Here is a 14,439-nt window from a genome sequence, read left to right as displayed (position 1 = left end):
GCTTATGCCGTTCGAAATGGGTTGTGCGCACGGCTTTATATCATGAAAATAGGTGCATTCAGACTAGCAGAATCCTTGATCGCACCGTCTGGCGGCCTCCAGCGCGTTGAAAACGCACTGTAAGCTCCTGATTCGCAAGCGTCTTTACGAAAATATCCTATGCCGCGCCCGCTCTCAGCCACTATTCATACCTCCGCCCTCGCCAACAACCTCGCCGTCGTCCGCCGCTACGCGCCGAAATCCCGCATCTGGGCCGTCGTCAAGGCCAATGCCTATGGCCACGGGCTCTCCCGGGCGTTCCCTGGTCTGCGTGCAACTGACGGCTTCGGATTACTTGACCTCGAAGAAGCCGTGAAGTTGCGTGAACTTGGCTGGGCGGGTCCGATCCTGCTGCTCGAAGGCTTCTTCCGTTCGACGGATATCGACGTCATTGACCGCTACAGCCTCACCACGGCGCTGCATTCGGATGAACAGATGCGGATGCTGGAAATGGCGCGTCTGTCGAAGCCGGTCAATATCCAGCTCAAGATGAATAGCGGCATGAACCGGCTCGGTTACACGCCGGAACGCTACCGGGCCGCGTGGGAGCGGGCGCGCGCCTGCCAGGGCATCGGCCAGATCACGCTGATGACCCATTTTTCGGATGCTGACAGCGAGCGTGGCATCGCGTACCAGATGGAAGCGTTCGAGCGCGGTGCGGAAGGTATCGCCGGCGCGCGCAGCCTGTCCAATTCGGCGGCGACCCTGTGGCATCCGGCAGCGCATTTTGACTGGGTGCGGCCCGGCATCATTCTGTACGGTGCATCGCCGTCGGGCGTGACGTCCGATATCGAAGGCACGGGGTTGCAGCCGGCGATGACGCTCGCCTCCGAACTGATCGCCACGCAGATGGTCGCCGAAGGCGAGACGGTCGGCTACGGCTCGACGTTCGCGGCGCGCGGGCCGATGCGCATCGGCGTGATCGCCTGCGGCTATGCGGACGGCTATCCGCGCACGGCGCCCGAAGGTACGCCGGTCATCGTCGATGGGGTACTGACGCGGCTTGTCGGGCGCGTTTCGATGGACATGATCACCGTCGATCTCACACCGTGTCCGACTGCTGGAGTCGGTTCGCGCGTCGAACTGTGGGGCCCGGCGCTGCCGATCGACGACGTCGCGCGGGCGTGCGGCACGATCGGTTATGAGCTGATGTGCGCCGTCGCGCCGCGCGTGCCGGTGCGTGCCGAATAAGCGTCCGCAGACACAATCAATCAGAAATCGCAGTAACAGGAAGGGCGCGTGGCTAAACAGAAGACGTTGTACACCTGCACCGAGTGCGGCGGGCAGGCGCCCAAGTGGCAAGGGCAGTGCCCGGCGTGCGGTGCGTGGAACACACTGGTCGAGACGATTGCCGAGTCGGCTTCGGCGAACCGCTTCCAGTCGCTGGCGAAGAACGCGCCGGTGCAACGCCTCGCAGATATTGAAGCGTCCGACGTGCCGCGTTTCTCGACAGGCGTCAGCGAATTCGATCGCGTGCTGGGCGGCGGGCTGGTGGCCGGCGGCGTCGTGTTGATCGGCGGCGACCCGGGTATCGGTAAATCGACGCTGTTGCTGCAGTCGCTTGGGGAAATCGCGAGCGAGCGGCGCGCGCTCTATATTAGCGGCGAAGAATCCGCCGCGCAGATCGCGCTGCGTGCGCAACGGCTTGCGCTGCTCGATCCGCAGTCGAAGGCGGGTGAGCTCAAACTGCTCGCCGAGATCCAGCTCGAAAAAATCCAGGCGACGATCGAGGCCGAGCGGCCCGACGTCGCTGTTATTGACTCGATCCAGACCATCTATTCCGACGCACTGACGTCGGCGCCGGGCTCGGTTGCGCAGGTTCGCGAATGCGCCGCCCAGCTGACGCGCGTCGCGAAGCAGTCGGGCACGGCGATTATCATGGTCGGGCACGTGACGAAGGAAGGCAATCTGGCCGGACCACGCGTGCTTGAACACATCGTCGATACGGTGCTGTACTTCGAGGGCGATACGCATTCGTCGTTTCGCCTCGTGCGCGCCTTCAAGAACCGCTTCGGTGCGGTGAACGAGCTGGGCGTATTCGCGATGACCGAGCGAGGCCTGCGTGGCGTGTCGAATCCGTCGGCACTGTTTCTGTCGCAGCATGAGCAGACGGTCCCCGGTTCCTGCGTGCTGGTGACGCAGGAAGGCTCGCGGCCATTGCTCGTCGAAATTCAGGCGCTGGTGGATACAGCGCATGTGCCCAATCCCCGGCGGCTTGCGGTGGGGCTGGAACAGAACCGTCTCGCACTGCTACTGGCCGTGCTGCACAGGCATGCAGGCATCGCATGTTTTGACCAGGACGTGTTCCTGAACGCGGTGGGCGGCGTGAAGATTACCGAGCCGGCTGCCGACCTTGCAGTGCTGCTTGCAATCCAGTCGTCGCTGCGCAACAAGCCGCTACCGAAGGGCTTGTTCGTGTTCGGCGAAGTGGGACTGGCGGGCGAAATCCGGCCGTCGCCGCGCGGCCAGGACAGGCTGAAGGAAGCCGCCAAACTCGGTTTTTCGATCGCCGTGATCCCGAAAGCGAATGCGCCGAAACAGCCGATCGACGGCCTGCGCGTCATTGCCGTCGAACGGATCGACCAGGCGATCGACCAGGCGCGCGACCTGGATTGACTGTTCTGACCACCGGCGCTGATCGGGCACTTTTGTCGCGTAATCAGCGGTAAAAGTCTCTACATCGCCTGTAACCCGGTGGACATGGGTTTTCCTTATCCTGCCTGAGTTAGCAGTCCGTCACGGGCGGAAAAGGAACGCGTCTTGAAACAGTCTCATGAATCCTCGGCCGAGCGTCTCATGAACCTGCGCGGCTGCCGTGTGTCGGAGCCGATCCGGCAACCCTGGGGCGGCCGCGGCTGCCGTATTGTCGAGTGGGTCGATACCACCGGAACGATCTCGCGGCGCGTCGTCGCGGAAGATGTCACCGCTGACGAAGTGCGCGCCACCATCGAACGCCACGTCGAAGGGCGCAAGCATGTGTTGATCGACGATGAGCGTGAGCCACGGCAGACCTTGCCGCGACGATGAGGGTGGGCATACGCAAGCGGCTGTCGCTTTTTGCGTTGCGGGCGTTATAGATCGTCCGCGCTTTCCTGTTGCATCGCGAAATCCGGATTGAAGAGCGGGTGCCGCGCCGCTTCAGCCGGCGTCAGCACAGGCGAGACGCAACAGTCGAGCGGTTCCAGCAGCGCAATCCAGTCATCCAGTGTCTGGCTCGCGATGATCGCGGCCAGTTCCTGCGTCAACGCGATGGCGTCCGGGCCACCGATGGCCTGGCCGAGGCTCCAGTGCCGGTCGGCCCAGTCACGGCGGCCGAGTGCCGCGCACAGGGTTTCCCAGAACTTCAGTTCGAGCGCGCCAATGGCGAGCCAGCGGCCATCGCGCGTGCGATACAGGTTGTAGCAGGGCACACCGCCGTTCAGCAGGCCGCCGCCCGCACGTGGGCCTTCGCCTTCATTGGCCAGCGCGACCTGGGCGACGACGTTATTTGCGTGCGACGCATGCGTCATCGACACATCGATAAAGCGGCCGTTACCGCCCCGCGCGACGTGCCACAAGGCCGCGAGCATCTGCGTGACGGCAGAGAGCGCGCCACCGAGCAGGTCGGCGATCTGGAAATTTGGCATGATCGGCGTGCCGTCCCGGGCAGCGAGCTGGTCGAGCACGCCGGCATACGCGATGTAATTCAGATCGTGACCGGCAAAGGTCGCGAATGGGCCATCCGAGCCGTAACCTGTAATCGCGCAATAGACGAGTTTTGGATTCTCCACACGCAACAGGTCATAGCCGACGCCGAGCCGGTCCATCACACCCGGCCGGAAACTCTCGACCAGCACGTCGGCTTCCTGAGCCAGCGCGCGCAGCACGTTGCGGCCAGCTTCCGATTTCAGATCGAGCCGCGTTTCGCGCTTGCCGCGATTGATGATCCGGTAGAACGCGCCGGGTCGGCCCGCGAGCCGGTCGGCAGTGCTTTGCATCATCGTGCGCGTGTAGTCGCCGGCGCCGGGCGATTCGATCTTGAGGACGTCCGCGCCCAGTTCGGCGAGCCGCAGTGTCGCCACGGGACCGGGTAACAGGCGCGTCAGGTCGAGTACGCGCAAGCCTTTCAATGCAGGGGGAGACGACAAGGCCAACCTCTCATCGATGCCGGCGCGGTCTCAGTCTGAGCGCCGCTAGCCGATTTGTTCGAGTTCCTCGTGCTTTTCGAGCCATTCGGCTTCGAGCGTTTCGAGGCGTGTAGTGACTTCCGCCTGACGACGGATCGCATCCGTCAGTTTTGGTTTCTGCTCAGGCTCATAGCTGGCTGGATCGGCGACGAGCGCGTCGAGCGTCGCTTTTTCCGTGTTCAGCATATCCATTTCCTTTTCGATCTTCGTAATGCGCGACTGCAGCGGCTTTTTCAGATGTGAAAGCTTTTGCCGTGTTTCCGCTTCAAGACGGCGCTGCTCCTTACGGTTAACGGCCGAATCCGCGGCAGATTCAGTACTGCCTGCGCCATTGCTGGCTTTCGCGGCGGCGCGCTGGTCGGCGGCGTGCTGCAGTAGCCAGTCGCGATAGTCGTCCAGATCGCCGTCGAACGGTTGCAACCGATGCTTCGCGACAAGCATGAACTGATCGGTGGTGGCGCGCAGCAGGTGGCGATCGTGCGAGACGAGGATCAGCGTGCCCTCGAACTGCGCGAGCGCCATGGTCAGCGCGTGACGCGTTTCGAGGTCAAGGTGGTTCGTCGGTTCGTCGAGCAGCAGCAGGTTGGGCTTTTGCCAGATGATCAGCGCAAGGGCGAGGCGCGCCTTTTCACCGCCTGAAAACGGCGCGATCGCGGCCGTCGCCATATCGCCGGAAAAATTAAAACCGCCAAGGAAGTCGCGCAGTTCCTGTTCGCGCGTATCGGGTGCGAGCCGGGCGAGATGCCGCAATGGCGAATCGTCTGGCCGGAGCGTTTCCAGCTGGTGCTGCGCGAAGTAGCCGATGCGCAGGCCTTTGCCTTCGCGCACGTGCCCACCCAGCGCCTCGAGCGTGCCGGCAAGCGTCTTGATGAGCGTCGACTTGCCCTGACCGTTTGCGCCGAGCAGACCGATGCGCTGACCGTTCTGGATCGACAACTTCACATGCTGGACGATCGGGATCTCGGTGTTCTCTTCGGTGCGGTAACCGCAGCGGACGTCCTCCATCACCATCATCGGGTTCGGCGCCGAATCGGGCGTGCGGAACTCGAACGTAAATGGCGACGACGCGTGCGCCGGCGCGATCAGCTCCATTCTTTCGAGCGCCTTCACCCGGCTCTGGGCCTGGCGCGCCTTGGTGGCCTGCGCCTTGAAACGGTTGATGTAGCTCTGGAGATGTTCGACGGTTTTCTGCTGCTTCTCATATGCGCTCTGCTGCAACGCGAGCTGCTGTGCCCGCAGGATTTCGAACTGCGAGTAATTGCCGCCGTAGCGCTTGATCTGCTGTTGTTCCAGATGCAGCGTGACGTTGCAGACGGAATCCAGAAACTCGCGATCGTGCGAAATCACGATCAGCGTGCCTGGATAACGGTGCAGCCAGTCTTCGAGCCACACGATCGCATCGAGGTCCAGGTGGTTCGTCGGTTCGTCGAGCAGCAGCAGATCGGAACGGCACATGAGCGCCTGTGCAAGATTCAGACGCATCCGCCAGCCGCCGGAGAAGCTGCCGACCTGCTCGCGCGTCTGTTCGAGCGTGAAGCCGAGGCCGAGCAGTAGCGCTTCTGCACGGGCGGGCGCGGTGTAGCCGTCGGCGTCGGCAAAGGCTGCGTGCGCTTCGCCTTCGGCGGCGCCGTCATGGGCGGCCGAGGCCGCGGCGATGCGCGCTTCAATCTCGCGCAATGCTGCGTCACCATCGAGTGTGTAGGCGAGGGCGGTTTTGTCTGCTGCCGGCGTTTCCTGTGCGACATGTGCAATCTGCCACGAAGGCGGCATCGAGAAATCGCCGCCGTCCGCGTGCAGTTCGCCGCGCAGCACGGCAAACAGCGTGGATTTGCCCGCGCCATTTGCACCCACGAGCCCCGCTTTCTCGCCGGGGTTAAGGGTGAACGAGGTCTGTTCAAAAAGCGGCTTGGTGCCGCGCGCGAGGGTGAACTGGTTGAAGCGAATCACAGGATGGCCGGCTGGGAAAAAACGCTATTCTAGACCGCGCGGGAAAATGGAGGCATCGGCCGTTCGGCCAGATGTCGCGAAAGAGCATTTAGCTTAGACTGAGTGCTTTCCGGGGAGAGCACATGACTTCGATCTACACGTTTTCCGCGCGTACGCTCGGTGGCGACACAATCGGGCTGGACCGCTATCAGGGCAAGGTATTGCTGATCGTCAACACGGCCAGCGAGTGCGGGTTCACGCCGCAGTATGCCGGGCTGCAGAAACTGCAGGATGAGTACGCCTCGCGCGGGCTCGAGGTGTTGGGCTTCCCGTGCAACCAGTTTGGTAAACAGGAGCCGGGCGATGCCGCCCAGATCGGTACCTTCTGCGAAAAGAACTACGGCGTGTCGTTCCAGATGTTCGACAAGATCGACGTGAACGGCGCAGATGCACATCCGCTCTACAAGTATCTGACCGGCGAAGCGCCTGGTCTCCTGGGGCTCGAAGCCATCAAGTGGAATTTCACCAAGTTTCTGGTCGGGCGCGACGGTACGGTTCTGAAACGCTATGCGCCGTTGACGAAGCCTGAATCGATCACTGACGATATCGAGAAAGCGCTTTAGGCCTTTGTGGCGCTCCGCTGCGGCGCGTCGAGGTATCCGTTTGCCGGCCGGCGCCTTGACGCGCCGCTTCGGAACCGCGCGAAGCTACAGCACTGGCGAGAACAGTCTCGCCACATGCATGGCGACCCGGCGGAGTGCGGGAGCCTTTCGGTATTCGTCCCGGTTGATCTCGAACGAATTCTGGAAGTCTCTCATCAGCATGACTTCGACTTCGGCCGCGAACCTGCGGTCGACCGTCATCACCATGATCTCGAAGTTCAACCGGAACGAGCGGTTATCCAGGTTCGCACTGCCCACCGCCGCCGCGACGCTGTCGATCAGCACGACCTTCTGGTGGAGAAAGCCCGGCCGATAGCGGAAGATCCGCACGCCAGCCCTTACGGCGTCGTACGCGTACAGCTTCGACGCCTCGAAGACGACGATATGGTCGCGCCGGCAAGGGATCAGGATCCTTACGTCGACGCCGCGCATGGCCGCAAGTCGCAACGCGGCGAACACCGCTTCGTCCGGAACGAGATACGGCGTGGTGATCCAGATGCGCTCCTGCGCCGCGTTGATCGCCTCGACGAAAAAGAGCGAGCAGGTTTCCTGCCTGTCGGCGGGGCCGCTCGGGATGACGAGGCAGTGCATGCCTTCGTCGGTGGCGCTGATGGCGTCGATCGAGGGCAAGTCGAAGTCGGGAAGCTGCTGCGTCGCCCAGTACCAGTCTTCGGTGAACACGAACTGGATGCTCGCGACCGCCGGCCCGCGTACCTCGATATGCGTATCGCGCCAGGGGGAGAGCGGCGGATGGCCTCCGAGATACTCGACACCCACATTGTGTCCGCCAACAAACGCGCACTCACCGTCGACGACCACGATCTTCCGGTGGTTCCGGAAATTGAGCTGGAAGCGGTTGACGAATTTCCGGTTTGTCGCGAACGGATGCACCTCGACTCCACCGGCACGCAACTCCGATGTATACCGATGCGGCAGATCGAAACTGCCAATGCTGTCGTAGAGAAAGTAGATACGTACGCCTTGCGCGGCCTTTGCGAGCAGGGCGTCTTTCAGCATTTCACCGAGCGCGTCGGCGCGCACGATGAAGAACTGAACGATCACATATCTCTGCGCGCCTTCGATCGCCTCGAGGATCGCAGCGAACGTCGCTTCGCCGTTCACGAGTGTGCGGACCGTGTTGCCCGGCAGAAACGGCATGCCCCCGAGACGCGTCAACGAACGGATCACTCGATGGCCGAGTTCATCGGTGGGCCGTCCGCCTGAAGAGGCCCGCGTATCCCATGCGGGTGGATGGGCGAGCGTGCGAAGCGATTCGTTTTCGAGCCGGCGTGCGTCCGCATAGCCACGGAATTTGCTGCGGCCAAGAAACAGGTAAGGCACCAGTGTGAAATAAGGCATCGCCACGAGCGATACTGCCCAGGCAATCGCGCCCTGCGAGGTGCGGGTATAGAGAATGGCGTGGCACGCGGCGATCACGCCCAGCACGTGAGCGAGGGCGACCAGACTGCCGACGTGAAGCAGGTCGAATTGCATAAGCGTCCGAAATATTCCCGGTGGCGCGTGAGGCGCAGCGTCGAGGGTAATCCCGCCATCTTACCGAACCCGGCCGATAGCTGGTCGGGTTCGTTGCATTCGTTTTGACTCCGGCCGGTCGCAAAGGGGGCGGGCGACCGACCGTATCGCAGGTCTAAAGCAAGATCGTCAGGACGGAAGATCGGATGCCTGGATCAGGAACACGTTGTCGTCGCCGGCGCTCGTCGACAGCCACACGAGATCCAGGCCGCCAAACGCTGCTTCGACGTTCGCCCGCTCGTTGCCGATTTCGACGACGAGTACGCCTTCATCGGTGAGCCAGTTGCGCGCCTCGGTGATGATGCGACGGACAATGTCCATGCCGTCGACACCGCCTGCAAGCGCCATCTCGGGTTCGTGTTTGTACTCGGCGGGCAGTGACGCCATCGACTCCGCGTTCACATACGGGGGATTCGTGATGATCACGTCATAGCGACGCTCGGGCAACGGCGCGAACAGATCGCCTTCGAAGAGCGCGATGCGGTCGTCAAGCTCATACTCCTGCACGTTCTTCGTCGCGACTTCGAGCGCCGGGCCGGACAGGTCGACGGCATCGATGTCCGCATTCGGAAACGCGTGGGCGGCCAGGATCGCGAGGCTCGCCGATCCCGTGCACAACTCGAGCACGGCGCCAACCTGCTCGGGATCGTCGACGTACGGTTGCAGACCGTCCTGCAGCAGCTCGCCGATAAACGAGCGCGGCACGATCACACGCTCGTCGACGTGAAAGCGGAACCCGTGCATCCACGCTTCCTGCGTGATGTACGCGGCCGGCACGCGTTCGGTGGCGCGCCTTTCGATTACGCGCAGAATCGTCTCGATCTCGGGCGTGGTCAGCTTCGCGTCCAGAAACGGATCGAGCAGATCGAGCGGCAGATGCAGCGAGTGCAGGATCAGATAGGCGGCTTCGTCATAGGCATTGGCGGACCCATGCCCGAACGAGAGTTCGGCCTGATTGAAGCGCGAGACCGCGAAACGCAGCAGGTCGCGGACAGTGGAAAACGGAAGCGTCATGTTGGGTCCCTGGTCAGGCGACTAGTTGTTCGAGCACACGGCGATACACGTTTTTGAGCGGTTCGATGAATGCAACTTCGATGTGTTCGTCGATCTTGTGGATGCTGCCGTTCGGCGGTCCGAATTCGACAACCTGTTCGCAGATGCGCGCGATGAAACGGCCGTCGGACGTACCGCCTGTCGTCGACAGTTCGGTGGTGACGCCGGTTTCGTCGCTGATCGCCTTTGCCAGTGCGTTCGAGAGATCACCGCGCGGCGTAAGGAACGGCAGGCCGCTGACGGTCCACTTCAGGTCGTATTCGAGCCCGTGTTTATCGAGAATCGCGTGCACGCGGCGCTGCAATCCCTCGACCGTGCTTGCCGTCGAAAAGCGGAAGTTGAACAGCACGTCGGCATGACCTGGGATCACGTTGCTTGCGCCCGTGCCACTGTGGATGTTCGATACCTGCCACGTAGTGGGCGGGAAATACTCGTTGCCGTCGTCCCAGCGCTCGGCGACCAGTTCGGCCAGCGCGGGCGCGAGCAGGTGCACCGGATTCTTCGCCAGATGCGGATAGGCAATGTGGCCCTGCACGCCTTTCACAACGAGCTTGCCGGACATCGAGCCACGCCGGCCATTCTTGACCATGTCGCCGAGCGTTTCGCTCGACGTCGGTTCGCCGACGATGCAGTAGTCCATCCGCTCGCCCCGCGCCTGCAGCGCTTCGACGACCTTGATCGTGCCGTCGGTGGCCGGACCTTCCTCGTCGCTCGTGATGAGGAAGGCGATCGATCCGCGATGTTCCGGATGCGCCGCGACGAATTCCTCGCTCGCCACCACGAAACCGGCGATCGACGTTTTCATGTCGGCGGCGCCGCGACCGTACAGCTTGCCGTCGCGATGCGTCGGCTCGAACGGCAGCGACGTCCATTGTTCCAGCGGGCCGGTCGGCACGACATCCGTGTGGCCGGCGAAGGCGAGCAGTTTGCCATCGGTGCCGTCGATGCCGCGTTTCACGGCCCACAGGTTCGTGACGCCGTGCGATTCGATCGTCTCGCAGACGAAGCCGATCGCCGACAGGCGCCCGATCAGCAGGTTCTGGCAATGCTGGTCGTCGGGCGTGACGGATGCGCGCGCGATCAACTGTTCAGTAAGGGCAAGTGTGCCGGACATGTTTGGGTACTAACCACCTGAGATGAAAAAATGCCGGCGCGCACGCCGGCAACAATCTTTTGCAGAACGATGACGTGGATGTCGGTCAGCCGCGCCGACGACTAGCCAAACAGCGTCTCGTACTGTTCCTCTGAAAAGCCGAGTGTCTTGACCCGTCCGTTCACGACCACCACCGGCCGCCTGATCACCGACGGCTTGTGGATCATCAACGCGATCGCACCGGCTTCGGTATCGGCAGCCGCCTTCATGCTGTCCGACAGCGCGCGCCACGTCGTGCCGCGACGGTTCAGCAACGTGTCGAGCGACACGTCCTTCAGCCAGTCCTGCACGAGCGGCGCCGTAACGCCCGCTTTCTTGAAGTCGTGAAACTCGAACTCGACGCTATGTTCTTCCAGCCACACGCGGGCTTTCTTCACGGTGTCGCAGTTCGGGATGCCGTAGACGACGGTCTTGTTGGCGCGAGCCATCAATCGCCTCGCAGCAGCTCGTTGAGGCCGACCTTCGCGCGCGTCTTTGCGTCGACTTTCTTGACGATCACGGCGCAGTAGAGGCTGTGCGAACCGTCTTTCGAAGGCAGGTTGCCCGCCACGACCACCGAGCCCGCCGGAATGCGGCCATACGTGACTTCGCCGGTTTCGCGGTCATAAATCTTCGTGCTCTGGCCGAGGTACACGCCCATCGAGATCACTGAGTTCTCTTCGACGATCACGCCTTCCACGACTTCCGAGCGCGCGCCGATAAAGCAGTTGTCTTCGATGATGACCGGGTTTGCCTGAAGCGGCTCCAGCACGCCGCCGATGCCAACGCCGCCCGACAGGTGCACATTCTTGCCGATCTGCGCGCATGAGCCGACGGTGGCCCACGTATCGACCATCGTGCCTTCGTCGACATAAGCGCCGATGTTCACGTACGACGGCATCAACACGACGTTCTTCGCGATGAACGAGCCGCGGCGCGCGATGGCGGGCGGCACGACGCGAAAGCCGCCGGCAGCGAAATCTTCAGCGGTGTAGTTCGCGAACTTCGACGGCACCTTGTCGTAGAACTGCGAGTATCCGCCGGCCGGTTGCGGCACGTTGTCTTCCAGGCGGAACGACAGCAGCACCGCTTTCTTCAGCCATTGATTGACGGTCCAGTCGCCATCCTTCTTTTCGGCGACGCGCAGCGTGCCCTTATCGAGCTGCTCGATGGCGTGCGAGACGGCTTCACGCACTTCGGCGGGCGCGGCCTTCGGTGACAGCCCGGCGCGGTTTTCCCAGGCGTTATCGATGATCTGCTGAAGTTGTTGCGACATGTTCGTGATTTCTGAAGAGTTGAAGTCGGTGGAGAGGGCGGCGCCGGCGTGTAGCGGTTTTCGACGCGTTATCGCGCCAGTGAACGGCAAAAGTCGACGATCCGCTGTGCGCCTTCCGTGCATTCGTCGACGCCGGCGACGAGCGCGAGGCGCACGAAATTGCGGCCGGGGTTCGTGCCTTGCGCGGTGCGCGCCAGGAACGATCCGGGCAGAACGGTCACATTATAGTCGGCGTACAGGCGCTGGGCGAAGTCAGTATCCGAAAGGCCAGTGCGCGATACGTCGGCCCACAGGTAGAACGCGGCGTCCGGCAGGCGCACTTCGAGCACATCGGCGAGCATCGGCGTCACGGTCGAGAACTTCTGCACGTACTTCGCGCGGTTTTCGCGCACGTGCGCCTCGTCGTTCCACGCGGCAATGCTGGCCGTCTGGTAGACCGTCGAGAGCGCCGTGCCGTGGTACGTCCGGTACAGAAGGAACTGCTTCAGGATGGCGGCGTCGCCCGCGACGAAGCCCGAGCGCATGCCCGGCACGTTCGAGCGCTTCGACAGGCTCGAAAGCATGACCAGACGCTCAAAACCGCGGCCCAGCCTGTGCGCAGCTTCGAGACCGCCCAGTGGCGGCGTCGCTTCGTCGAAATAGATCTCCGAATAGCATTCGTCGGACGCGATCACGAAGCCGTAAAGGTCCGACAGCGCGAACAGTTCCCGCCAGTCGTCGAGCGTCAGCACCGCGCCTGTCGGATTGCCCGGCGAGCACACGTACAGCAGCTGCGTGCGCGCCCAGATATCTTCAGGAATCGCTGCGTAATCGCAAGCAAAGTTGCGCGCCGGATCGCTGTTCGCGAAGTACGGCTGCGCGCCGGCCAGCAGCGCCGCGCCCTCATAGATTTGATAGAACGGGTTCGGACAGAGTACGATCGCAGGCTTGCCATCGACCTTTTTCGACGGATCGATCACGGTCTGCGCAAGCGCGAAGAGCGCCTCGCGCGAGCCGGCGACGGGTAGCACCTCAGTCAGCGGATTGACTGCGGGCAGGCTGTAGCGCTGGGTGACCCAGCGCGCGATCGACTCGCGCAGCGCTTCCGAACCGAGCGTCGCCGGGTACGACGCCAGGCCGCCGAGCGATTCGATGACAGCATCGCGGATCAGCGCAGGCGTCGGATGTTTGGGCTCGCCGATGCCGAAGCTGATATGGACGAGACTGGCGGGCGGCGTGACGTCCTTGAAAAGCGCACGCAGCTTTTCGAACGGATAGGGCTGGAGGGAGTCGAGTAGCGGGTTCACTGGGCGGATCGAGCCTGATCGAAGACGGACAAACACAGATGAAGGCGGCGCGCGGCGACATCCTGGGCAGCGGGAAGTAGCGACCGGCGGCGAGCATTGGATTATAGCGTGCCACAGAGGCTCCGGGCCCACGGCGCGCGGCGGGCAGCAGGGCGGAAGCCCTGGCGGCCGGGCCAGACAGGAGGCGGGATGCGAGCGGTAAACAGTGAAAGGCGGTTCGGCGAAAGGCGGATCGACGGAAGGCGGGCCGGCTGGACGGGCGCGGCAGGCACCACGTTGGGTAACGGACGATGAATAACTGGCTTCGCAACGGCTGGCCGACGCTCGCGATCATGATGGGCGCATCGGTCTGGGGCCTGATCTGGTATCCGCTGCGCATGCTGGCCGCGCTTGGCGTGACCGGCACGGCGGCAAGCGCCCTGACGAGCGGCGCCGGGTGTCTCTTCGTGCTGATTTTGCGCCGTCGCGCGATCGCGACCATCAAGTGGCACTGGCTGCTCCCCGCACTGGCGCTTGCGGCGGGTGTGACGAACCTCGGCTTCGTATGGGGCTCGATCCACGGCGAAGTCATGCGCGTGCTGCTGCTGTTCTATCTCACACCCGCGTGGACTGCGCTCTTCGCGCATTTCATCCTGCACGAACGGCTGACGTGGTCAGGGGCGGCGCTGGCCGCGCTGTCGCTGGCGGGCGCAATGATGATGCTGTGGTCGCCGCAACTTGGCATTCCAGTACCGGGCAACCTGGCCGAATGGGCAGGGCTGGCTGGCGGCATGGGCTTCGCGATGAGCAACGTGCTGATCCTGAAGGCAAGCCGCGTGCTCCCCGACATGAAGCCGGAGATGCGGACGGCGACGATCTTCGGCGGCGCGGCGATATTCAGTTCGTTCGCGTCGTTTTTTGAAGCGATGCCCGCGCCGCCTGCGGGCTCGCATCTGGCCACGGCCGCTTTGCTCGTGCTCGGTCTGGGCTTCGTGCTCGGGTCCAACAATATGCTCGTGCAATACGGCTTGTCGCGCGTACCGGCTAACCGCGCGTCGATCATCATGCTGTTTGAGATCGTGATTACGGCGCTATCGGCATGGCTCTTCGCTGGCGAGACGCCCGGTCCGCGCGAATGGGCAGGCGGTGCATGCATCGTGCTGGCCTCTGCGCTCTCGAGCTGGGTGCATCGCACGAAGGCAAAGCCCGAAATCGGCCCGCACCCAGACCAGGACCGCCAGGATCGAGAACGCGCGATGGTATGATTGCCTCTGCCTGCCGGGGCGCGCTTGACCGCGTGCCTTCGGCGCGAGTACCGCGGAGGTCCCGCGTACCGTTTCGCGATGTTCGCAGATGGTGCCGGGAGCCGGGCGGTCCGATTCAATTT

13 protein-coding genes are annotated in these 14,439 nt (G+C 63.1%); 5 read left to right on the top strand and 8 right to left on the bottom strand.

The features are described from left to right. Positions 1–159 precede the first annotated feature (159 nt). The 3 genes from alr to P3T21_RS19535 all read left to right on the top strand — a co-directional run bounded on the left by alr (position 160) and on the right by P3T21_RS19535 (position 3,066). Complete coding sequence (gene alr, locus P3T21_RS19545; protein ID WP_429257599.1) at positions 160–1,230, top strand: alanine racemase; 1,071 nt, start codon at positions 160–162, stop codon at positions 1,228–1,230. Positions 1,231–1,278: 48 nt separating this feature from the next. Next, a complete protein-coding gene (radA, locus tag P3T21_RS19540; RefSeq protein WP_429257598.1) occupies positions 1,279–2,655 on the top strand; it encodes a DNA repair protein RadA in 1,377 nt (458 codons plus the stop codon). A 144-nt stretch (positions 2,656–2,799) separates the two neighbouring features. After that, a complete protein-coding gene (locus P3T21_RS19535; RefSeq protein WP_429257597.1) occupies positions 2,800–3,066 on the top strand; it encodes a DUF2866 domain-containing protein in 267 nt (88 codons plus the stop codon). Between the two features lie 44 nt (positions 3,067–3,110). Here the strand turns inward: P3T21_RS19535 and P3T21_RS19530 are convergent, their stop codons facing one another. Continuing rightward, entirely contained in the window at positions 3,111–4,148 is a 1,038-nt protein-coding gene (locus tag P3T21_RS19530) for a CaiB/BaiF CoA transferase family protein (RefSeq protein ID WP_429257792.1), read from the bottom strand. Positions 4,149–4,211: 63 nt separating this feature from the next. Continuing rightward, positions 4,212–6,152, bottom strand: a complete 1,941-nt coding sequence (locus P3T21_RS19525) for an ATP-binding cassette domain-containing protein (RefSeq protein WP_429257596.1) — start codon at positions 6,150–6,152, stop codon at positions 4,212–4,214. A 122-nt stretch (positions 6,153–6,274) separates the two neighbouring features. Here P3T21_RS19525 and P3T21_RS19520 point away from each other — a divergent pair, with 122 nt between their 5' ends. After that, positions 6,275–6,754, top strand: coding sequence for a glutathione peroxidase (locus P3T21_RS19520; protein ID WP_429257595.1), 480 nt, complete (start codon positions 6,275–6,277; stop codon positions 6,752–6,754). 84 nt (positions 6,755–6,838) lie between these two features. On the opposite strand, the gene cls is transcribed toward P3T21_RS19520, so the two are convergent. The 6 genes from cls to dapC form a co-directional block, all read right to left on the bottom strand. Then, complete coding sequence (gene cls, locus P3T21_RS19515; protein ID WP_429257594.1) at positions 6,839–8,287, bottom strand: cardiolipin synthase; 1,449 nt, start codon at positions 8,285–8,287, stop codon at positions 6,839–6,841. 168 nt (positions 8,288–8,455) lie between these two features. Further along, positions 8,456–9,340 (bottom strand): 50S ribosomal protein L3 N(5)-glutamine methyltransferase, encoded by an 885-nt coding sequence (gene prmB / locus P3T21_RS19510; RefSeq protein ID WP_429257593.1) that lies wholly within the window; start codon positions 9,338–9,340, stop codon positions 8,456–8,458. Positions 9,341–9,353: 13 nt separating this feature from the next. Continuing rightward, positions 9,354–10,493: a succinyl-diaminopimelate desuccinylase gene (gene dapE / locus P3T21_RS19505; RefSeq protein WP_429257592.1), complete on the bottom strand. Its 1,140-nt coding sequence runs from the start codon at positions 10,491–10,493 to the stop codon at positions 9,354–9,356. Positions 10,494–10,594: 101 nt separating this feature from the next. Continuing rightward, the gene (locus tag P3T21_RS19500) at positions 10,595–10,960 is read right to left on the bottom strand and encodes an ArsC family reductase (RefSeq protein WP_429257591.1); all 366 of its coding nucleotides are present in this window, start codon (positions 10,958–10,960) and stop codon (positions 10,595–10,597) included. Then, positions 10,960–11,787 carry a 2,3,4,5-tetrahydropyridine-2,6-dicarboxylate N-succinyltransferase gene (dapD, locus tag P3T21_RS19495; RefSeq protein ID WP_429257590.1) on the bottom strand — a complete coding sequence of 276 codons (828 nt, stop codon included), beginning with the start codon at positions 11,785–11,787 and terminating at the stop codon, positions 10,960–10,962. Before dapD ends, P3T21_RS19500 begins: the two co-directional genes overlap by 1 nt. Before the next feature lie 68 nt (positions 11,788–11,855). Further along, a complete protein-coding gene (dapC, locus tag P3T21_RS19490; RefSeq protein WP_429257589.1) occupies positions 11,856–13,073 on the bottom strand; it encodes a succinyldiaminopimelate transaminase in 1,218 nt (405 codons plus the stop codon). Positions 13,074–13,363: 290 nt separating this feature from the next. Here dapC and P3T21_RS19485 point away from each other — a divergent pair, with 290 nt between their 5' ends. Next, a complete protein-coding gene (locus P3T21_RS19485) occupies positions 13,364–14,317 on the top strand; it encodes a DMT family transporter (RefSeq protein ID WP_429257588.1) in 954 nt (317 codons plus the stop codon). The last annotated feature ends 122 nt before the right edge of the window (positions 14,318–14,439 follow it).

Source organism: Paraburkholderia sp. GAS334, assembly GCF_050436625.1.
Lineage (GTDB): Bacteria > Pseudomonadota > Gammaproteobacteria > Burkholderiales > Burkholderiaceae > Paraburkholderia.
The sequence above is the reverse complement of the archived record's forward strand: the minus strand, read 5'-3'. Positions and strand labels throughout refer to the sequence as shown.